The organism is Proteus sp. fly-1013, assembly GCF_040140245.1.
GTDB lineage: Bacteria > Pseudomonadota > Gammaproteobacteria > Enterobacterales > Enterobacteriaceae > Proteus > Proteus mirabilis_B.
Genome location: NZ_JBEEWD010000008.1, coordinates 122,513 through 143,840 on the forward strand (window position 1 = coordinate 122,513; position 21,328 = coordinate 143,840).

Below are 21,328 nucleotides of genomic sequence, written 5' to 3' on the forward strand. Positions count from 1 at the left end.
ATGGCATTTTAGACTTAAGTTCATTTTTTTATTACATAGCTAAAACCATTAATATCGCTCTTTTTTTCATCAAAAACCAATCTGATAACAACATTAGCAATCCAATTACATTGACAAACATCAAAAAACACGACAATTAACAAGCAAATAATGAGAAAAAAGGAATTTTTTTATATTTGTCACACAATTGATTTTATTCTATTACATCTCAATAAATATTCCCTACAATAGCCAACTAATCTAACCTGACAATTTCCTAAGTGATGATATTTTTCATTGTTTAGGTTAGTAACTATCTTTTTTAATTTATGATTTATCGTTTCAGCAAAGTAGAGCATTAATAAAACCTAGTACCCTACACAATTATATAATGACCAACTTATAGGTTTGCCAACGCAGTTATAAACGATAAAAATTGCAAACTTAAGGATAAAAATAATCATGTCAGACTATCTATCATTCTTATTAGGCATTGTGCCTTTAGCGGTTTTGATTTTTATGATCTTAAAAATGAAATCAGCCGTTCACCATGCAGTGCTTGTGTCTTTAGTGATAACTGTTGCACTTGCTATTTTCCATTGGAACAACACCATTCAATTTGCTTCGGTCTCTGTCCTTTATGGTGCAGTTAAAGGATTGTGGCCGATAATCATTGTTATTCTTGCTGCTATTTATAGTTATAACCTAATGCTAAAAACAGGTGGCATGGATGTACTTAAAGATGTACTGGCTGGCATTAGTGATGATAAGCGAGTGCAAGTTCTGCTTATCTCATGGTGTTTTGGTGGTTTTCTTGAAGCGGTTGCGGGTTATGGTACTGCCGTTGCCATTCCTATCGGTATTTTAATTGCGCTTGGATTTGATCCTTTTAAAGCCGCCGTTGCCTCTTTAGTTGCCAATACTGTTCCTACTGCTTTTGGTGCTGTAGGTATTCCAGTTTCTATTTTGGCTCAAAACACAGGGCTTGATGTATTAGTACTGAGTAAAACCATTATTATTCAGTTGGGATTATTCAATATCCTGTTGCCTTTCGTTATTGTTGCCATTGCGGGTGGCGGAATTAAAGCGATTAAAGGTGTCGGATTTATTACCTTAATGTGTGGTATCAGTACACTAATCCCTCAATATATCGTTGCTGCTAATTTAGGTGCTGAATTACCAGCGTTTGCAGGTAGTTTAGTCAGCTTAATTGTGGTGATTTTTCTTGCTAAACGCATGAAAAACAGTGGTGACAAACAAAAAAATGTCAAAAAGCACACTGGGAAAGAGTTGTTAGTAGCAAGTTCTATTTATCTGTTTACCTTTATCTTTATCTTAGCGTGCTCACCTTTATTCCCTGCGATCCAAAGTATGGCGGGCGCGATTTCCACAAAGATCCCATTTGTATTAAGTGAAACACAAACGGAATATCAAACTATTGCTTGGTTAAGTACTCCGGGTGTATTGATTATTCTCGCAAGCTTTGTGGGTGGCACCATTCAAGGTGCAAGTGTTTCAACACTTATCTCTGTTTTGGTTAAAACCACTATCCAACTGAAAAATTCCATTATTGCTATCACGGCAATCGTAGCGATGGCAACTGTTATGGATTTCAGTGGCATGATTGGCAGTATCGCTGAAACCTTAGTCGATTTCACGGGTGCAGGATTTATCTTTATTGCTCCGGTGATCGGTGCATTAGGAACCTTTGTAACAGGTAGTGACACCAACTCTAACGTGCTGTTTGGTAAGTTACAAACCAGCGCAGCAGCTAAACTTAATATTGATCCATTCATTCTGGCGGCTGCCAATACCTCTGGTGCAACGGGCGGTAAGATGATCTCACCTCAAAGTATCGCCATTGCTGTTTCAGCGACAAAAATGGACGGTCAAAGCAGTGCCATTATGCGTGAAACTTTAAAATACTGTATCGCCTATATCGTTATTCTTGGGGCGAAGATCGGCATTATTTATCACCTAATGAACTAATTAATAAGGAAATGGGGGCGTGCTTACTCCACTCCCCTTTCCTCTTATAACGAAGCAATAAAAGAATTTTATCTTTAGTAAAAATGACAACATCTGAGCGATGTTTTGGAGTTCGATTAATGAAAGTTAATTTTTATGCGACCTGTCTTGGTGATGTGCTGAAAGCAGATTCAGCTCGAGACACCGTCTTGTTACTTGAAAAATTAGGCTGTGAAGTCTTATTTCAAGAACGCCAAGGTTGCTGTGGTCAGCCAGCGCTTAATAGCGGTTATGTCAATAACGCAAAACCTGCCATGAAATCGTTAATTGAAACATTGGAAGTAAACGACTATCCCATTATTTCACCCGCCGGCTCTTGTACTTATGCCATTAAAGGTTATCCAACTTATCTTGCTGATGAACCGCAATGGGCATTACGGGCACAAAGTGTTGCCGATCGCCTTATTGATTTAACCAGTTTTATTGTTAACACCCTTGGCGTTGTTGATGTTGGCGCTCGCCTTCCGGGTAAAGCGGTTTATCACCCATCATGCAGTTTAACCAGAAAGCTGGGTGTCGTAAGTGAGCCTTTAACGCTGTTAAAACATGTTGAAGGTCTTGAAATGTTGCCTTTTGCAAATTCAGAAACCTGCTGCGGCTTTGGGGGTACCTTCTCCGTGAAGATGTCTGAAATTTCAGGCGAAATGGTGACTGAAAAAGTAAAACATATTATGGATGTGAGCCCTGATTATGTCATTGGTGCCGATACAAGCTGCTTGATCAACATTCAAGGTCGTTTAAGTCGTGAAAAGCGTCCTGTAAAAGTGTTGCATATTGCACAAGTTTTAATGAGCCAATAAGGGAGCCTGCTTATGTCTATCAAAACCAGTGATATAGATTTCAGACCTCGTCTAGAACATGAAATGAAAGACACGATCATGCGTAATGCGGTTGTTATGGCGCAAGAACGTATTGGGGCTAACCGTCAAATCATGGTGAAGGAGCTGGGTAATTGGGAAGAGTGGCGTGATCGCGCTGAACAAATCCGTAACCATGTTCTTGAAAACTTAGATGCTTATCTCTATCAATTGTCTGAAAAAGTGACTGAAAATGGAGGCCATGTCTATTTTGCTAAAACAGCAGAAGATGCCTCTCGTTATATCTGTGAAGTTGCCAAGAAGAAAAATGCGAAGAAGATTGTAAAATCTAAATCCATGGTCACCGAAGAAATTGGGATGAATAAAGCCTTACAAAATGAAGGCATTGAGATCATCGAGACTGACCTCGGCGAATATATTCTTCAATTAGATAACGATCCACCGTCTCATATTGTGGTTCCGGCGATCCACAAAGACCGTTATCAAATTCGCAAAGTGTTAAATGAAAAACTCAATTATGAAGGCAGTGAAACGCCTGAAGATATGACACTTTTCATTAGACAACGCATAAGACAAGATTTCCTTTCTGCTGATATTGGTGTCACCGGCTGTAACTTTGCCGTAGCTGAAACAGGCACTGTCTGTTTAGTCACTAATGAAGGTAATGCAAGGATGACCACAACATTACCTAAAACCCATATAGCCGTTATGGGTATGGAACGTGTAGCTCCTACTTTTGAAGAAGTCGATCCACTGATAACCATGTTATGTCGTAGTGCCGTTGGCTCACGTTTAACCAGTTATAACACTTGGGTGACAGGGCCTCGTGAAGCAGGCAATGTTGATGGCCCTGAAGAGTTCCATTTAGTGATTGTGGATAATGGGCGTTCTGAAATTTTAGGCTCACAATTTAAAGATATTTTGCGTTGTATTCGTTGTGGTGCTTGCCTAAATACATGTCCTGCTTATCGTAATATTGGTGGCCATGCTTATGGCTCAATTTATCCAGGTCCAATTGGAGCAGTAATTTCTCCACTATTAGGGGGTTATAAAGATTTCCACGATCTCCCTTATGCATGTTCATTATGTAACGCTTGTAATGTGGTTTGCCCAGTTAAAATTCCTTTAGCTCAACTGATTTTAAAACATCGCCGAGTGATGGCAGAAACAGGCCTTACACCAAAAGCGGAGCGTCGAGTCACGGGTATGTTTAACTACCTCAATTCACACCCTGCCCTTTGGAAAGTGGGTATGAATGTCGGTGCGAAAATGGCGGGATTAATGATCAAAAATGGCTCTACACCAATCAAAATCAGTGTTCTGAATGATTGGATGGAGTCTCGTGATCTCCCTAAACCGGATGGTTATAGCTTCCGTAGTTGGTTTAAACGCCATAAAGCAGAAGGAAAAAAATAATATGTTAAACGAACAAAACCGTAATGAATTTCTGCAAACTATTGCTGAAAAATTAGGGCGTCCTATCGCGCATAAGCCACAACCACAACCTACGCCGATTAATGATTTAGCGAAAACTCGCTTAACTCATTTAACTCAAGATGAACTATGCAAAGAGTTTACTGACTTTGCACAGACTCAAATGGTGAAATGTGTTGTTAGCAAACCTGATGAAGTTATTAATAGCCTAATTGAACTCTGTGAAAGTTATGATTGTAAAGGTTCGGTGGTAATCAGTGGTGATGAGCGTTTAGATGCGCTAGGAGTCACAAAAGCAGTTAGCGAAAAATACGAAACCTATATTTGGGACCCAGCTCTTGGACGTGAAAACATTGTTCATGCTGAACGCTCGCAAATCGGGATTGTTTATGCTGAAGCAGGCTTAACGGAATCTGGTGGGATTGTTTTATTTTCGTCTCCAGAAAAAGGGCGTGCCGTTAGTTTATTACCGGAAACCTCAATTGTTATCCTGCGTAAAAGCGATATCTTGCCTCGAGTGGCTCAAATTGCTGAACGTTTACATAAAATGGCGCAAGAAGGCGTAAGAATGCCGTCTTGTATCAATTTAATTGGTGGTGCAAGTTCTACCGCTGATATTGAATTGATTAAAGTATGGGGGGTTCATGGCCCTGTTCATGCGGCTTATCTTATTATTGAAGATTGCTAATTCAAGATAAAATAACGTTAAAACGATAACAAAATAACTAACAGTCAGAGTCAATCATTGACTCCTAAATTAAACCCAAAAGATAAGTTAATTGCTTTTGGGTTTTTCTCTATTATTCGCTAATTAATTATTCAATAAAATTTTTGCTCTCCATTGATTTAATTTTATTTCGCATGCGAGTAAAACATCTCCAGCCCCTGATCCGCCCATTAATAATGCGGATTGTCGTTGACATTCAGCGCTTCTAAATTGAATAAAATGCTGTTGAGAACTGGCTAATGCATCAATGGCACTTTTGGCTGCAACAGAATCAGTATCTTCAAGATCACTCTTACTTTTGTCATAAATGACATTCATCTGCTGTTCTGTCAGTTTTAGTTCATCCAGTAAACAAGCTTGTACGGCTGTTCTCGGCTCGTTTGCTGTCACTTCATAACATTTTGCCAAAGGATCGTATTTGCCTTGTGCCGAAGAAAAAAAGCTAACTGTAAGTAAGCTACAAGAGATCAGAAATAAACTTATCTTCACGCGAACTCCTTATAGGAATTTATAATAAAATTTATATTCAACATAATGTATAAAATAACTAATATCACATCTATTAGTGCGAACGACATCATTTTAGGATATATCGTATCTTACTCGATAAATTTAAATTTCAATCGAGCAATAATAAGAAAATATTATTAATGTCTTTTTTATTTAAATCTATTTTGCTTATTTTTTTATTGCAAAAATGTTATTTAACACAACATCAATAGATTAAAACTCAGCCAATAGCTTTTAAAATAGAGGTTTATTACTTCAACTTTGTTTTTTGTTGATAAAATTGCAAAATTTCTTATAGAGAAAAAAACTACCCTTTTAATTTTGGCTATTTTTTTCTTATCATCGCAATAGAAAATCAACTTTTTTTGCAGTAATCTCATACCATTCTTATTGGCAAATTTTTGCCTAAAAACGACCAGTGGTATCACCAATATGTTCTATAAATTTACGCCTATTATTCTTCTCATTATTTCCAACGTTTTTATGACATTTGCTTGGTATGGCCATCTAAAATATGGCAATAAACCTCTTATTGTTGTCATTATTTTAAGCTGGTTGATTGCATTTGTTGAATATTGTTTTGCTGTACCCGCAAATCGGATTGGTCATAATTACTACAGTGCAGCAGAATTAAAAACCATACAAGAAGTAATCACATTAACTATTTTTGCTATTTTTTCGGTGACTTACTTAGGCGAAAATTTCACTTTAAATCACTTTATTGGTTTTCTTTTGATTGGTGCTGGTGCCTTATTTATTTTTAAAGGACCATTTTAGAAAAGCTTATTAGTAGATATCTCCAGCTCGTTTTTTCAGCATCTCATCTACACTTCTTTTATTATCGCCTTATCAAGTTTGATAAGGCTTTTATTTATCTAAAATCTGATCTTTTGATTATTTTTAATACTATTTATATTGTGGTTTTTACAGAGGATAAAATAGCATCACCGCTTACCATTAAGTCATATAGTCTATCTAGATTTATTTTCCAAAATAATAGTCTGTTTTGTGATAAATATATTCTATATGCAGAAACATTTCTCTTGAAAAATATTTTTCATTCGGCGCATAATGGTTGCTCTAAGAGAAGCATCGTTTCTCTATCTTTTTTTTGCCTCTCTTAAGCTACCGCACCCTTAAAAGGTGTGTTTTGTCACTTTAACGTCAGATAAAATGGTATCTGGTATGAGCAAACATTCTAACGATTTTATTTATATGCAGGATAATCCCTGTATGCATTGTGGTGCTTGTTGCGCCTATTTTAGAGTTTCGTTCTATTGGGCAGAAATGGTAAGTGGTGGAGGTGTGGTTCCTGATGAATTAACAGAACCGTTAACACCTTTTCTTTCTTGCATGAAAGGAACCAACTCTAAAAAACCACGTTGTGACAAACTGATTGGTGAAGTGGGAGAGTGTGTAAGCTGTTCCATCTACGAACAACGCCCTTCTCCTTGTCGTGAGTTTCAACAATCTTGGGTAAATGGCATTCCTAATGAAGCTTGTGATCGTGCAAGAGCGGCTTATGGTTTGCCTCCATTAACTCACACCATCTTGCCTCACACCGCGTAAGACATCAGAGGGGTTAAGCCCCTCCTGATCATTTAATACCATCCAATATATTTATTTTTATAAAAAATAAAATTAAAAAACAAAAAATCATTATTAAATAATACGTTAGTTTGACTTTATTTTTAAATGACCTAGTATATAAGGTAATGAATTAATAATGTGTATTTAGTGAGGTTTTTTATTTAAAAATAGTCATAAATTTGGAGGGCATTATGATCAGTAGCTCTTTTTTTATCCTTTTCCTTTCTTTTATCTGTTCTACTGCTGTCGTTAGTATGTTACTCGGTGGCTTAGAGGAATAATTATGAATATTTCTAATGAAAATATTCTTCCCCAGAAATAATGCCCATACTTTAGATAAAATCAGTATGGGCATTATTTTACTTATCGTATAAGTTTCAGATTTATTTTACTGTTGTTACTTCTATTTTATTTTCCATAAAAGACTAAACGCTTCAATTTTTCCTCATTCGCCTATTTAGTAGGTAAAATGACCCGTTATTTTCCATGAAAATAAAACGTCTTCAGCAACTTGTCCAAATCCAATATTATGCATAACTAGATAGCGTTGGTTATCTCCGCTTTTCTTATTTACTACAATCCCAATATGAGGCCGTCCATTATCTAAGCGCCAGCTAACAATATCGCCTGGAACATAATCTTCTGCATTTTTTGTAATCGGTTTTACTTTTCCTTTTCGTGTGAAAAAGACTTCTAAATTAGGAACTCTACGGTGATCTATATTCGTATCAGGTTTATTTAATCCCCACATCCGTTTACTTGGATAAGCTGAAAAATTTGCTTTAATATCTTCATGCAATAATTTTTGTAAATCGATATCAATGCCACGATAGCTACGAATGATCACATCACTACATACCCCTTTATAGGCGGGTACATCTCCCATTGGGTAATCTATTTTACGATAATCAGAGTCGTAAAATACGGCTCTTGGTAAATCAGTAGCGTACTCCACCAGCTTTTTATTTTGTTCTGAAGTTATCGCTTGGACACTTGAAAAAGGCATAGTGAGTAAGAGTAAAACGCTAATTTTCATTATATTCACTGTATGTTCTCCATGAAAAAGTTAAATCCATTATTTAAGAAAGGAATGACGTTATCTGTTTATACTGATAAAGCACAACATAAAAATATAAGGGAAGTCTTAATTCGTTTTTAGAATAGATATAAAAAACCGAGCCACCTTTACGGTAAGCTCGGCTGATAAATAAGAGAAAGAGAATAAGAAAGAGAACAAGTAAGAGAAAACGGTTTAGTTCAACACAATATGGCTTTTACGACGTAAACTTGCAAAGAGCATGTAAATTGCCGTCACTAATAACACCACAAAGAAGAAATTCATAATGCCGTTATTGGCTTGCGCCATAAACATCCCCGCCCCTAAAGGCCCGATAGCAGAACCAATGCTATAACTTAATAGCATTACTTGTGTAATAGCGACAATATAGCTCGCATTCACATGATCACATGCCAATGTAATAGCGATAGGATAAAGTGCAAAAGAAGACATTCCCAATAGCGCCAGTGCAATAATAAGCACCATATAATCGCTAGAAAGATATGTCAGTCCCATAGCAAACACGCCCACTAAACACATCATCGCTAATAACAGTGTTTTGCTTATCATCACAGACAATTTGCTAATAATAGGCTGAACCACCATACCGCCTAAAATAATCGCAGCCATCAACACACCTATTTGGTCTGTTGTAAATTGCCCTTGATTTAAAGCTAATGGCATCATGCCATAAATACTGCCCATCACAACGCCTGACACCATACAGCCCACTAGAGCTGCTTTATTTAATCGGCTCATCTGCTTAAGTGACAAACTTTTATGATCGTGCCCTTGTGGCTGCCCTTGTTTAAAAAGCAGAGGCGGTAATACGGCGATTAATAATAAAACTAATATCGCCATAAATGGGATAGCGCCTTGTGTACCAATTGCACCAATCGCCAATTGTCCTAATGTTGTGCCACCATAAAGCGAGGTCATATAAAAACCTAAGCGTTTAGCTCGCTCTTTAGGATTATCACCAATTAATAGCCATGACTCGACAACAACAAATATACCTGCAACCGCCATACCACCAATAAAACGGAAAACCATCCATGCTGATAAATAAGGCATTAAAGGCAATACACCGACAGTCACTGCCAGCAATAATAAAAACACAACGAAAGAAAGACGATGCCCTATTCTTGCAATAATAGGCTCTATCATGACTGAACCTATTAATAATCCAATAAAATAAATACTTGCTAACCAGCTGGCATAGAGCGTATCCATTCCAAAACTACTCATAGACAGTGGAATTAAACTCATTAAATAGCCTGACGCGATAGCAAATACCGTTAACCCAGCCACAGGTACTAATGTACTGTCGCCTTTGCGTACCAAAGTAGTGTTCTGTTTCACTACCCTCGTCTCCACAATCAAAACGGTTGATGATGCGCTGTTTTCTCGATGCCTGATAGAGGCGGTTCTTTTATCTAGGAAAGATAAAAGAAACAAAGGTGAAAACAGTGGATGGCGTCCCTAAATTCAGGAGACGCGAATATAGCGTTTAAATGATGATAAATAAAATTATAAAATCTAATGTCAGAAAACAATTTTATTTATATCAATCATGATTATCGTCTTTTTCTACCAAAAAGAAATAGCTCTAACCTGATATTTATTTTTATTAAAAGATAAGTATTTTTTATTAAGAAAATTACGAATAAATACGTATAAAACAAAACCAAAATAATAAATATTCATTACTATCCTATCGTTAGCCAATAGGATAGCTAAAAATAAAGAGATGCTTTTGTTTATTCTATGCTTTTTTCTAAAGCAATATTAATCGCATCGGGAATTGAACCCCCATGACCTTTACCTTCAAACAGATAAAACTCACACTGTTTTCCTGCTTCCGATAGATATTGGCATAGCTGACGTTGCGTTAACCAACTACTACGCTCTTGATAATTTTTCTGTTGCTCTTCACTTAATCGACTTAGATCTGGGGTTTCTTCTTTTTCACCTAAGGCTATTGCAATATAAATATCATTAGGAATAGATTGCCATTGCTCTTTTTTCACCCATTCGCCTTTTCCCCACCATAATGATGGACTTGCTGCGATATAGCGTTGAAATGTTTCTGGATGATTGAATAGAACATAGAGGGTAAATACACCGCCAAAAGAGTGACCAAACAAGGATTGCTGAGTAATAGAAACGTGTTCTTTGGCAAGTTGCTCTAACGCATAAGGTCTTACTTGCGTTAAGAAAAATTGATAAAAATTCTCTGCGTTTCCGCCTCGGCTAAATGCTTCACCTTTTACACTTGGTGTGTAGTCATGCGTTCTCTCTGTAATAAAGTAAGCTTTATCACCTACATATCCCACACTGATAATGGCAGGTAGCGGTTTATTTTTCTGCTTTATGGCTTCATTTATCATCAATGGAAACTGAGCATTTCCATCAACACTATAAATTAACGCTGTCTTAGTGGTATTTTTAGGAATAGCAAGAAAGAGGCGATATTGTTTTCCTTCATACGCCACTTCTTTATTTGTAATTTGATAATAAGAGTGAGCCTGAGATTCTATTTCAGGCACTTCTTGGTTAGGTCTAGCTTGAGCAACCGCAGATAACATAATCATTCCACATAACATTAGTATTCGCATAAATCAGATACTCTGTCAGTAATTTTAAAAAGTGAACCATTAAGATGAAAATAATAGAGAGCCATAAAAAATAAAAATAAAAATAAAAATAAAAATAAAAATAAAAATAAAAATAAAAAATAAACCCCATATTTAATACGGGGTTTAATTTAAATTTAGGCTCGATTAGAAGCTATATTTAATGTTCGCCCAATAACGACGACCTTCATCGACAACCCAGTTACCACCTTTATCATTTACAGCAGGACCTGTTTCATCTGTAATATTTAATACCGCAAAGTTAAACATGGTATTTTTATTAAAGTTGTAGGTCATTCCTAAATCAAAGGTTGTATACCCACTACGATAACGCGCTCCATCGCTATTATTTCTTTGTGCAGCCCAGATTTGTTTCCCAGTATAAGCCGTATTGGCATAAAAACTGGTCGCTTCATCAAACTGCCAATCAACTCGCGCATTGGCGCTGTGCTTTGGAGTCATATCTAATGGATAGCCTTTTAAGGATTCACCAGAACTCAGTTTTTCATCATCACTTTTACGTTCTGAATCGATATAGGTGTAGTTCGCATTGACATGCCAGCTTTCAGCAATCGGGAATCCTACCGTTGTTTCAATCCCTTTAATGTTTGCTTTGCCCACATTATCGTATTGATACAGTTTTAAACCTGTAATTGGATCTATTTCGCCAGTGTCATAGCTAGTTAATTTATCTTTAAAATCAGTATTAAAGAAAGTCACACTTGCGGTAACACCATCTCCATTATCATAACCAATACCAATTTCTTGGCTGACAGAGGTTTCAGGTTTTAAGTCACGATTACCGTACATAATCGCCTTACCTTTCTCTGTTGAAGTGCCGTATTCAGGACTGATTTCACGTAAACTTGGGGCTTTAAAGGCTTTCGCCACACCGCCTTTTAAAGTGAATTCATCCGTTAAATGATAAACAGCATACGCTCTTGGGCTCCAGTGATTACCGTAATATTCGTGGTCATCAAGACGTACACCACCTGTTAGTGCTAGATTATCTGTTACGCTATATTCATCTTCAAGGAATAGCGCTTTTTGATCCGCAGTAATAGTAGATTGCTTAACTTCTTTTCCACCAATAGAAGATTCATCTTTTAAACGTGCATATTGATATTGTCCGCCAAAAGTCATCACGTTATCAGGTAAAAAAGCGGTAAATTTGGCATCAAAAACAGTATTGGTGATTTCAGGGCGGCGATCTTCATAATACCTATGACTGATATTGGTAATTTTATCGATGGATTCTGTTTTTTGAATACGCTTAGTTTGTTCTTGATAAACGCTTAATTCTGAGTGCAGAATATCAAATTGGTTTTTATAGGTTAATGCCCAATGATTACGGTCATTATTTGTCTCTAAAAACTTATTAGGGCCATTCTTTCCAGCTTCACTCATGGATTTACCCGGTGTCGTTGTACGCTGTAACGTATTACGACCCGCTTCTAATAAAATGGTTTGATTATCAGTCGGTGTGAATGCCAATTTCGCCGTAATATTTTTATTGTCATTACGACCTTGACCATAAGTGATTTTATCTTCTGCGCGTAAGTAGCTACTACCGTAAAGCTGTAAGCCTAATTTATCTTCAATTAATGGCCCTGAAAGATAAAAATCACCATTAATAGAATCACCAGCATCACGGTTGTGTTGCAGTGTACCGCCAAGTGCAACAGAGCCGTGCCACTCTTTTGTTACTGGTTTCGTGATGATATTGATAACACCACCCATTGCGTCTGAACCATACAGAGATGACATTGGTCCACGAATAACTTCTATACGTTCAATCGCATCTGCTGGTGGAATAAAGCCGCCTTCATAACCACCACTCCCATTCGGACGTGATTCACGGCTATTTTGGCGACGGCCATCCACAAGAATAAGTGTGTATTCACCCGGTAGACCACGCATCGTGATTTCTTGTTTATTGGCATTACCATTAATGCTAACGCCTTCAACGCCTTTTACTGCATCGGCTAAATCATGAACTGGTTTCTTCGCCAGTTGTTCTTTGCTGATCACGGTGATACTTGCTGGTGCATCTGTAATTTGTTGAGCAAACCCTGATGCTGATACAACAAGTTTTTCTTCTTTGTTTTCTTGTGCATACAGCGGGTAAGAGGCAGATAAAATACAGGCTGTTAATACGCCCATTTTAAAGTTCATAAAGATCCCCTGAATTTATAACGTTTATAATAATGAGAATGATTGATATTATCTTAATCAAATAATCATGAGAATGATTTTCTTTTCATATTTAGTGTTTTTTTTTAATCTGTATCAAAGCAAATTAGAGCCATTCCGATTAAGTGCAGAAATAGCAGATCTCAAACACAAAAAAAGCAGATGGCATAACCATCTGCTTTGTCTCGTTTTGTAGGGTATTTTTAGATTTAGAAAATTAACAAATTACAGTCTTGTTATTACCAGAATACGGCGTAAAGCACACACAAGACGACCATAATGGCGTAGGAAGCAATATTGAATCCGCTTTGTGTTTTAAAGGTTTTATCTGTTAATGCAATCGCCCCTATGCTGTCATCTGTTTTAGTCGAAGTTAAACTGACTAAACCGATTACAACCGTAGTAAACATAAAGGTGTACATCATTTGATCAAGGAATGGCATACCTAACGGCATTAACTTTAGGAACAACGCAAACGGTATAGATAAAACCACACCAATGATTGCACCTTTTGCATTCGTTTTTTTCCAGAACAAACCTAATAGGAATACCGCTAAAATCCCTGGGCTCACTAATCCTGTATATTCCTGAATATATTGGAATGCCTGATCGATACCACCTAATAATGGCGCAATAAAACAAGCAATAATTAAAGCAACAACCGCACTAATACGACCCACATTCACTAAACGTGTTTCAGAAGCTTTTGGTCCAATATATTCTTTATAGATATCCATCGTGAAAATAGTCGCGATAGAGTTAAGCATAGATGCCAAAGATGAAACGATTGCAGCGGCAAGTGCAGCAAAAACAACACCTTTTGCACCTACTGGTAAGAACTGAGTTAACCAAGGATAGGCTTTATCTGCTTGTGATAACGTTGGAATATGCTCTTGTGCCATAGTCCCTAAACCTGCCATTAATTCAGGGTTAGTGGTAATAACAAATGCAGCAATACCCGGCACAACGACAAGAACAGGCACAATTAGTTTTAAGAATGCAGCAAACACGAGCCCTTTTTGTGCTTCATTGATAGATTTAGCGGCTAAAGCACGTTGGATAATGTATTGGTTAAAGCCCCAATAATAGAGATTAGCAACCCATAAACCACCAATCAGCACCGCGATACCCGGTAAGTTCATAAATTGTGGGTTATCTTTCTCTAAGATCATTTTAAAGTGATCTGGCGCAGCTTGTGTCATTTTGCTCAAACCTTCCATGATCCCACCATCTCCACCGATATAGCTGACGGCTAATACTGTGGTAAACAGACCACCAAGGATAAGGAAGAACACTTGTACCACGTCTGTCCACGCAACAGCAGATAGCCCACCATAAAGTGAATAGATAACAGCAAATAATGCTAAACCAACAATGGCATACATCATTGGTACACCAAGGATGGTTTCTAATGCCAATGAACCTAAATAAAGGACCGATGTTAAGTTAACAAAGATAAATAACGCTAACCAGAACACCGCAAGAATGGTTTTTAAGTTACGACTTTTAAAACGATTCTCGACAAATTCAGGAATGGTATAAATACCTTTTTCGATAAAGATAGGTAAAAAGTATTTAGCAACAATAATTAATGTCAGTGCTGCCATCCATTCATAAGATGCGATAGCAAGACCAATGGAGAAACCAGAACCAGACATACCAATGAATTGTTCTGCTGAAATATTAGCTGCAATAAGCGAAGAACCAATTGCCCACCAAGGAAGGGTTTTACCTGCAAGAAAATAATCCTTTGTTCCTTTTTTCTCGCCATCCTTAGAACGAGAAACCCATAATCCTAGACTAATAATGATCACGACATAGAGGGCAAAAATTGCATAATCTATTGTGCTTAACCCAACACCTTCTGTATGCATAATATTTTCCTTTCAGACCCATAGAGAGAATAGAATTTTAATGTAAACGTTTTCACAATCCTTTTCCGTTACTCTGTTCACAAATTTATCGCTTATGTTACGTAAATGGATCATAAAACAGGAAAACAAACGATTACCATGACGAGTAAAGCATTATTTAATGCCTAAAACACGATGGATATTTTATTTAATAAAATTCAGATATCTAAACAATCGTTAAAAAGCCAAAAAATGATAACGATTACACAGCTCAAGTAAGAATAACCTCTTAATCTCATAAAGCTCATTAAGAGGATCAACTTGGCTGAATAATAAATGAGGTAATTAAGATTAAGAGAGGTGGCTAAGATTAAAAACAGAATTACGTTGAACTAATGTTGGCGAAAAAATACGTTGTTTTTGTTCGAGCATTTCACCTTTAGAAAGCCTGATGGCCAGTGCTGCTGCCTGTTCTGCCATCATTTGTACAGGATAACGCACTGTGGTTAAACGAGGGTGAATATAGCGTGCAATTAATACGTCATCAAAGCCAATAACGGAAATTTTTTCAGGAACAGGGATTTCATTTTCATCAAGAACAGATAAAGCCCCCGCAGCCATAAAATCGTTGTAAGTCACTACAGCTGTAAAATCGATTGATTTGGTTAGCAGATGCATCATTGCCTTTTCACCCCCTTCACCTTCGGGCTCACCATATTCGATATAACTTTCAGGTAACTTGATATTATTGGCTTCCAATGCAGCTTTATAACCAGCAAGACGCTGTGTTGTATCTTCAATATGATGAGTAGATGAAATATAAGCGATTTTGGTATGACCTTGACGGATCAGATGCTCGGTTGCCATCCATGCCCCTTTATAATTATCTAAAGCGACACAACGTTCAGCAATTTCAGGAATAAAGCGGTTAATCAACACCATGCTTTTAACTTCATGAGCATAAGCTAGCAACTCTTCATCAGAGAGTGCTTTTGAGTGGATCACAAGACCATCACAGCGACTATTAATCAATAACTCGATAGATTGGCGTTCATCTTGAGCATCATGATAACCATTACAAACCAAGATGTGCTTGCCTGATTGTCTTGCAACGTTATCAACCGCTTTCACAAGAGTGCCAAAAAAGGGGTCGGAAACATCATGCACTAAAACACCCAAGGTTTGCGTACTCTGACTAACCAAAGCCCTTGCTGCCGCATTAGGTCGATAGCCTAATTTTTGCATCGCTGCATTAACGGTTTCGATAGATGCTTGGCTTGCTTTCGGCGAGTTATTAATGACTCTAGACACAGTAGCAACAGAAACTCCTGCTTCTTTTGCTACATCTTTGATAGTCGCCATATCCACCCCTTATGGATCACCTTTATTCATGGTTAAGAAATAACGAGCCGTTAATCTACAAACAAAGAAAAAAGGGAGTAATAGAATTTAAGTGGCTTGATTATCAGCGAAGAAGTGAAATTTAAAAAGTAAAAAGATCAAATAAATAGTGAAAAGGAAAGCGTTTACACTTTCCTTTTATTGTTACGAGTAAAACTTATAGATTGTTTGGCTATTCCACGCTGTATTTGCAGGTAAAATACCTTGGTTTTCATGCCATTCTGGATGATTAGGGCCATCTGGGAAATATTGTGTTTCTAATGCTAAACCTGAGTAATTACCGTAATGACGACTCTTTCCTCTTGTTCCTACCAAAAAGTTGCCTGTATAGAACTGAACAGAAGGCATGGTTGTAAAGACATCCATTTTGAGCTCGCCTTCAGGTGCAATAACGGTTGCGACAGGGGTTTTATCTTCAATCGCTTTCTTATCTAAAATAAACGCATGATCGTAGCCATTTGCGGCTTTTTGGCACTCATCTACCATAAAATCCAGACCAATACGTTTTAATTTACGAAAATCAAACCCTGTTCCTATTACACTTGCAAACTCCCCCGTAGGAATGTTGCCTTCACCATTTTTTAAATAATGAGTCGCACAAATTCTTAAATCATGTTCAAGTGCAGTGCGTTCAGTATGTTCGCCAGCAAGATTAAAATAAGCATGGTTAGTTAAGCTTAATGGCGTTGTTTTATCGCTCATCGCGTGATAATCAATACATACTTCATTATTGTCTGTCAGTGTATAGGTCACACTTACCTTCACCGTACCGGGAAAACCTTGGTCGCCATCATTAGAGATCAGTGAAAAAGTGACAGATTGAGAGGATTGTGCAGTGATCCCCCAGCGGAGATGACTAAAGTTTTGCTTACCACCATGTAAGGTATTTTTACCTTCATTCGCACTAATTTTATATTCCTGCCCCTCGACTACAAACTTAGCCCCTGCAATGCGATTAGCAAAACGCCCAACCGTTGCACCTAAATACGCAGTTTGTTGTTTATGGGCATTCATATCCGCAGAGCCTAATAACACATCTCGACGATATCCATTAACCGGCACAATACAAGTTAACCAAGTTGCGCCAATATCCATTAAAGAGATAGACATACCAAAACGATTTTTAAGCACCACTATTTGTGCAGGTTTTCCATCTGATGCAGGTTGTGCTGTCATTTGCTCAGGTTCAAGAAAACGAAGCTCATTAGTCGCCATTATTTTGCCTCCGAATAGCCCGCTCCTTGGCTTGCAGAGCAGACATAGATAGTTTCTTTTAATCCTGTTTTAGCTTCGTATTGTGCTTTAACAGAGTCAACGACTTTATCCACTAAATCTGGTGTTACTAATGCTACGACACAACCACCAAATCCACCACCAGTCATTCTCACACCACCACGATCACCAATCACTGATTTCACGATTTCAACTAATGAATCAACCTCTTTAACAGTGATTTCAAAATCATCACGCATAGAGTGATGTGATTGCATCATTAGCTGACTCAACGTGGTTAGATCACCACGGCGTAAGGCTTCTGCGGCATCTAATGTACGGCTATTTTCAGTAATAACATGGCGTGCCCGACGATAAACCACTTCACTCATTAATGCTTTTTTAGCAAGTAAATCCTCTAATGAGGCGTCTCTTAATGCCGCCACATTTAAAATATGAGCAGCTTCTTCACACTGTTGACGGCGGGTATTGTACTCACTATCAACTAAACCGCGCTTTTTATTGGTATTGATAATCATCACAACCATATTTTCAGGCATTGTTACGGCTGACGTTTCTAATGAACGGCAATCGATTAATAGTGCATGATTTTCTTCACCACAAGCCGAAATAAGCTGATCCATAATGCCACAGTTACAACCAACAAATTGGTTTTCTGCTTTTTGGCCATTTAATGCGATCTCTTTTTGGCTAATAGGTAATTGATAAAGTGTTTTAAGCGTTTGACCAATGGCAACTTCTAACGCAGCAGAAGAACTTAACCCTGCACCTTGAGGGACATTTCCGGATATCGCGATATCCATACCATGAAAAGAGTAGTTATCTTTTTGTAGAAAATGAATAACACCTCGAACATAGTTAGCCCACATTTTATTAGGTACAAACTCAATACTGTTATCGAGGTTAAATTCATCAACTTCATTTTGGTAATCAACCGCAATGACACGAATAATGTTATCTTCTCGTTTTGCTGCGGCAACGACCATTTGATAATTAATGGCGCAAGGTAAAACAAACCCATCATTATAATCAGTGTGTTCACCAATAAGATTTACCCTACCAGGCGCTTGAATAAAATGTGTAGGTGCGTAACCAAAAATAGATGAAAATGAACGAGTCACATTATTAATAAGTGCCTGCATAATAAATCCTTAGCTTAAAATTAAGTAATAAAAATCCCACCACAACATTATGTAAATAATGAGATGTTTGATTTAATTTATTTCGTGCGCAAAAAGCAGATTAATTAAAATACCGTGCCATATTGCTGGTTATTAACGTTGCTCTTTATAATGAATGTCACTTAATTGACGTAAATTATTCGCGGCTTGTTCTGGTGTTAGATCTCTTTGCGATTCCGCCAGCATTTCATATCCCACCATAAATTTGCGCACAGTGGCTGAACGTAATAATGGCGGATAGTAAAGCGCATGTAATTGCCAGTGATCGATATTTCTATTGTCTTTAAAAGAAGGCGCAAAATGCCATCCCATAGAATAAGGGAAAGAACAATGGAATAAATTATCATAACGACTTGTTAATTTTTTCATTGCTATGGCAAGATCATCTCGCTGAGCACTATTTAATTCACTCATTCTGCGAATATGCGTTTTAGGCAATAACATCGTTTCATAAGGCCAAGAAGCCCAATAAGGCACTACCGCCAGCCAATGCTCTGTTTCAACTACGGTACGACTTGTATCTTTACATTCAGCATCAACATAATCGATTAATAGATTACGCCCGTATTTTTCAAAATAAGCTTTTAATTGCGTATCTTTTCGCGCTAATTCATTAGGTAAGAAATCACTCGCCCAAATTTGTCCATGAGGATGAGGTTGAGAGCACCCCATCGTTTCACCTTTATTCTCAAACACTTGAACCCAAAGATATTCTTTGCTGAGTTCTTCTATTTGATTATCCCAAGTATCAACGATTTTACGTAAACTACTGACGGGTAATTCAGGAATGGTTTTTCCATGATCAGGAGAGAAACAGATGACTCGACTAATTCCTCTTACGGCTTGAGTTTGAAATAAAGGATTCGATGAAGGTTCAACATGATATTCGTCTTGCAACAATGCAGAGTGGTCATTATTAAAGACATACGTTCCTGTGTAATCTGGATTTTTATCACCAGAGACACGAGTGTTATTCGGACACAAATAGCAGTGAGGATCATAAGAGGGAAGTGTCGCAATCTGAGGCTTTTCATCTTTGCCATTCCAAGGTCGTTTCGCTCTATGTGGGGAAACTAAAATCCACTGACCAGTTAACGGATTATAACGACGATGAGGATGTTCAACAGGATCAAAAATCAGTTTCGACATAACCTTCTCTCTTATTTATTCAAGATTATCTGAATATTTTAAATCTTATTTCAAATAACCATTTGGATTTTGTAACTGCCAACGCCAAGCGTCCGCTGCCATATCATCAATTGAACGAATAGCTTTCCAATGTAAATCTTTCTCTGCTTTTGCAGGGCTTGACCAACATTCTGCAATATCACCCGGACGACGAGCTTGTAATTGATAAGGGATAGGTTTACCACTAGCTTTACGAAATGCTTCAATCATTTCAATTACACTAGTCCCGTTACCGGTTCCCAGATTATAAATATGTAAGCCCGCTTTTTTACCTAACGCATTTAATGCTGCTATATGACCATCAGCCAGATCCATAACATGGATATAATCACGAACACCTGTACCGTCTTTTGTTGGGTAATCATCACCAAAGACAGCCACTTGTTCACGACGACCAATTGCCACCTGAGAAATATAAGGGGTTAAGTTATTTGGAATACCTTTAGGATCTTCCCCCATCGTTCCTGATGGATGCGCCCCTACTGGGTTAAAGTAACGCAGCAAACTAATAGACCAACTTTCATCCGCAACAAATAAGTCAGATAAAATGCGCTCAACCATATATTTACTGGTGCCGTAAGGGTTAGTTGTACCCCCTACTGGTGAATCTTCAGTAATAGGAACAACTTGAGGATCACCATAAACTGTTGCAGATGAGCTAAAAATAATGCTTTTTACGCCCGCATCACGCATACAACGCACTAGCACCAATGTGCCATTAACATTGTTGTCATAATATTCAATTGGTTTCTGAACAGATTCACCAACCGCTTTCAATCCCGCAAAATGAATAACAGACTGAATAGAATGCTTAGCAAAGATTGATGCTAATAGCTGGTCATCACGAATATCACCGTTATAAAACAGAGGGCGTTTACCTGTTAGAGCTTCAACACGATTAAGGACTTCTTCATTGGCGTTGCTAAGGTTATCTAAAACAATCGGTGTCATGCCTGCTTCAATCATTTGTACGCATGTATGACTACCGATATATCCCATACCACCTGTTACTAATATTTCCACATTCACCTCTTTTGATTCAATTCAAAGGAAAAGCGCAAGACGGTTTCTGTTCACTGAGACAGAGTTTAACAAGATCAACAGAATTATTTCGTGATCAAACCGACATTTAGTGTAAACGTTTACACTCTTTTCGCACACACTTAATTTTTATAAAAATCTTAGTTTAGAATTGTATTACAGTAAGTTAATAAAATACGTAATACATCCCACCTCTTCACTACTAAAAATAGTACCCATTCAAAGTAAACGGTTACATCTCGATCAATCAGTTAATTACATGATAAAACTGACATTCAATACGTTTTATCATACCTTATTAACATCCCCGCTAATATGTTTAAGCGGAGTAAGAACACTCTCAATAAAATGCTTACTGTTTAATAAGTGCTTTATTGTATAAATACTTACAACTTAATAAGTGTTTTATTGTATAGATACTTACAACTTAATAAGTGTTTTATTGTATAGATACTTACA

17 protein-coding genes are annotated in these 21,328 nt (G+C 37.4%); 6 read left to right on the forward strand and 11 right to left on the reverse strand.

Going from position 1 to position 21,328, the window contains the following annotated elements; translation table 11 throughout:
* Positions 1 to 441: 441 nt before the first annotated feature.
* From ABN236_RS15590 to ABN236_RS15605, 4 genes are all read left to right on the forward strand, one after another.
* Positions 442 to 1,968 (forward strand): L-lactate permease, encoded by a 1,527-nt coding sequence (locus ABN236_RS15590; RefSeq protein WP_102949478.1) that lies wholly within the window; start codon positions 442 to 444, stop codon positions 1,966 to 1,968.
* A gap of 119 nt (positions 1,969 to 2,087) precedes the next feature.
* Positions 2,088 to 2,807 carry a (Fe-S)-binding protein gene (locus tag ABN236_RS15595; RefSeq protein ID WP_023581576.1) on the forward strand — a complete coding sequence of 240 codons (720 nt, stop codon included), beginning with the start codon at positions 2,088 to 2,090 and terminating at the stop codon, positions 2,805 to 2,807.
* Positions 2,808 to 2,819: 12 nt separating this feature from the next.
* The gene (locus tag ABN236_RS15600; RefSeq protein WP_075670932.1) at positions 2,820 to 4,241 is read left to right on the forward strand and encodes a LutB/LldF family L-lactate oxidation iron-sulfur protein; all 1,422 of its coding nucleotides are present in this window, start codon (positions 2,820 to 2,822) and stop codon (positions 4,239 to 4,241) included.
* 1 nt (position 4,242) lies between these two features.
* Positions 4,243 to 4,947: a LutC/YkgG family protein gene (locus tag ABN236_RS15605; protein WP_088494991.1), complete on the forward strand. Its 705-nt coding sequence runs from the start codon at positions 4,243 to 4,245 to the stop codon at positions 4,945 to 4,947.
* Between the two features lie 123 nt (positions 4,948 to 5,070).
* Here ABN236_RS15605 and umoC read toward each other — a convergent pair whose 3' ends face one another.
* Positions 5,071 to 5,475, reverse strand: coding sequence for a lysozyme inhibitor LprI family protein (umoC, locus tag ABN236_RS15610; RefSeq protein WP_075670928.1), 405 nt, complete (start codon positions 5,473 to 5,475; stop codon positions 5,071 to 5,073).
* Between the two features lie 453 nt (positions 5,476 to 5,928).
* On the opposite strand from umoC, the gene ABN236_RS15615 reads away from it, so the two are divergent.
* A complete protein-coding gene (locus ABN236_RS15615; protein ID WP_075670926.1) occupies positions 5,929 to 6,273 on the forward strand; it encodes a DMT family protein in 345 nt (114 codons plus the stop codon).
* A 408-nt stretch (positions 6,274 to 6,681) separates the two neighbouring features.
* Positions 6,682 to 7,065, forward strand: coding sequence for a YkgJ family cysteine cluster protein (locus ABN236_RS15620; RefSeq protein WP_088496001.1), 384 nt, complete (start codon positions 6,682 to 6,684; stop codon positions 7,063 to 7,065).
* 478 nt (positions 7,066 to 7,543) lie between these two features.
* On the opposite strand, the gene ABN236_RS15625 is transcribed toward ABN236_RS15620, so the two are convergent.
* The 10 genes from ABN236_RS15625 to galE all read right to left on the reverse strand — a co-directional run bounded on the left by ABN236_RS15625 (position 7,544) and on the right by galE (position 20,851).
* Positions 7,544 to 8,122 (reverse strand): DUF1287 domain-containing protein, encoded by a 579-nt coding sequence (locus ABN236_RS15625; RefSeq protein ID WP_349474398.1) that lies wholly within the window; start codon positions 8,120 to 8,122, stop codon positions 7,544 to 7,546.
* Between the two features lie 216 nt (positions 8,123 to 8,338).
* On the reverse strand, positions 8,339 to 9,505 hold the full coding sequence (locus ABN236_RS15630) for an MFS transporter (protein ID WP_099074867.1): 1,167 nt from the start codon (positions 9,503 to 9,505) through the stop codon (positions 8,339 to 8,341).
* 398 nt (positions 9,506 to 9,903) lie between these two features.
* A complete protein-coding gene (locus ABN236_RS15635; protein WP_228766686.1) occupies positions 9,904 to 10,761 on the reverse strand; it encodes an alpha/beta hydrolase in 858 nt (285 codons plus the stop codon).
* Between the two features lie 165 nt (positions 10,762 to 10,926).
* Entirely contained in the window at positions 10,927 to 12,954 is a 2,028-nt protein-coding gene (locus tag ABN236_RS15640; protein WP_349474369.1) for an IreA family TonB-dependent siderophore receptor, read from the reverse strand.
* Positions 12,955 to 13,211: 257 nt separating this feature from the next.
* Entirely contained in the window at positions 13,212 to 14,846 is a 1,635-nt protein-coding gene (locus ABN236_RS15645) for a sodium/sugar symporter (RefSeq protein ID WP_349474370.1), read from the reverse strand.
* Between the two features lie 330 nt (positions 14,847 to 15,176).
* Positions 15,177 to 16,187: a substrate-binding domain-containing protein gene (locus ABN236_RS15650; protein ID WP_349474371.1), complete on the reverse strand. Its 1,011-nt coding sequence runs from the start codon at positions 16,185 to 16,187 to the stop codon at positions 15,177 to 15,179.
* A gap of 183 nt (positions 16,188 to 16,370) precedes the next feature.
* The gene (galM, locus tag ABN236_RS15655) at positions 16,371 to 17,441 is read right to left on the reverse strand and encodes a galactose-1-epimerase (RefSeq protein WP_349474372.1); all 1,071 of its coding nucleotides are present in this window, start codon (positions 17,439 to 17,441) and stop codon (positions 16,371 to 16,373) included.
* Complete coding sequence (gene galK / locus ABN236_RS15660; RefSeq protein WP_349474373.1) at positions 17,441 to 18,601, reverse strand: galactokinase; 1,161 nt, start codon at positions 18,599 to 18,601, stop codon at positions 17,441 to 17,443. The genes galM and galK overlap by 1 nt, the downstream gene beginning before the upstream one ends.
* 132 nt (positions 18,602 to 18,733) lie before the next feature.
* Complete coding sequence (locus ABN236_RS15665) at positions 18,734 to 19,789, reverse strand: UDP-glucose--hexose-1-phosphate uridylyltransferase (RefSeq protein WP_270755049.1); 1,056 nt, start codon at positions 19,787 to 19,789, stop codon at positions 18,734 to 18,736.
* A gap of 45 nt (positions 19,790 to 19,834) precedes the next feature.
* Positions 19,835 to 20,851 carry a UDP-glucose 4-epimerase GalE gene (gene galE / locus ABN236_RS15670; protein ID WP_270755047.1) on the reverse strand — a complete coding sequence of 339 codons (1,017 nt, stop codon included), beginning with the start codon at positions 20,849 to 20,851 and terminating at the stop codon, positions 19,835 to 19,837.
* Positions 20,852 to 21,328 lie beyond the last annotated feature (477 nt).

What these genes read in the sequence shown, in the direction of transcription:
- ABN236_RS15590 (WP_102949478.1), top strand. Translation starts at nt 442, where the DNA reads ATGTCAGACTATCTATCATTCTTATTAGGCATTGTGCCTTTAGCGGTT.
- ABN236_RS15595 (WP_023581576.1), top strand. Translation starts at nt 2,088, where the DNA reads ATGAAAGTTAATTTTTATGCGACCTGTCTTGGTGATGTGCTGAAAGCA.
- ABN236_RS15600 (WP_075670932.1), top strand. Translation starts at nt 2,820, where the DNA reads ATGTCTATCAAAACCAGTGATATAGATTTCAGACCTCGTCTAGAACAT.
- ABN236_RS15605 (WP_088494991.1), top strand. Translation starts at nt 4,243, where the DNA reads ATGTTAAACGAACAAAACCGTAATGAATTTCTGCAAACTATTGCTGAA.
- ABN236_RS15615 (WP_075670926.1), top strand. Translation starts at nt 5,929, where the DNA reads ATGTTCTATAAATTTACGCCTATTATTCTTCTCATTATTTCCAACGTT.
- ABN236_RS15620 (WP_088496001.1), top strand. Translation starts at nt 6,682, where the DNA reads ATGAGCAAACATTCTAACGATTTTATTTATATGCAGGATAATCCCTGT.
- ABN236_RS15625 (WP_349474398.1), bottom strand. Translation starts at nt 8,122, where the DNA reads ATGAAAATTAGCGTTTTACTCTTACTCACTATGCCTTTTTCAAGTGTC.
- ABN236_RS15635 (WP_228766686.1), bottom strand. Translation starts at nt 10,761, where the DNA reads ATGCGAATACTAATGTTATGTGGAATGATTATGTTATCTGCGGTTGCT.
- ABN236_RS15640 (WP_349474369.1), bottom strand. Translation starts at nt 12,954, where the DNA reads ATGAACTTTAAAATGGGCGTATTAACAGCCTGTATTTTATCTGCCTCT.
- ABN236_RS15645 (WP_349474370.1), bottom strand. Translation starts at nt 14,846, where the DNA reads ATGCATACAGAAGGTGTTGGGTTAAGCACAATAGATTATGCAATTTTT.
- ABN236_RS15650 (WP_349474371.1), bottom strand. Translation starts at nt 16,187, where the DNA reads ATGGCGACTATCAAAGATGTAGCAAAAGAAGCAGGAGTTTCTGTTGCT.
- galM (WP_349474372.1), bottom strand. Translation starts at nt 17,441, where the DNA reads ATGGCGACTAATGAGCTTCGTTTTCTTGAACCTGAGCAAATGACAGCA.
- galK (WP_349474373.1), bottom strand. Translation starts at nt 18,601, where the DNA reads ATGCAGGCACTTATTAATAATGTGACTCGTTCATTTTCATCTATTTTT.
- ABN236_RS15665 (WP_270755049.1), bottom strand. Translation starts at nt 19,789, where the DNA reads ATGTCGAAACTGATTTTTGATCCTGTTGAACATCCTCATCGTCGTTAT.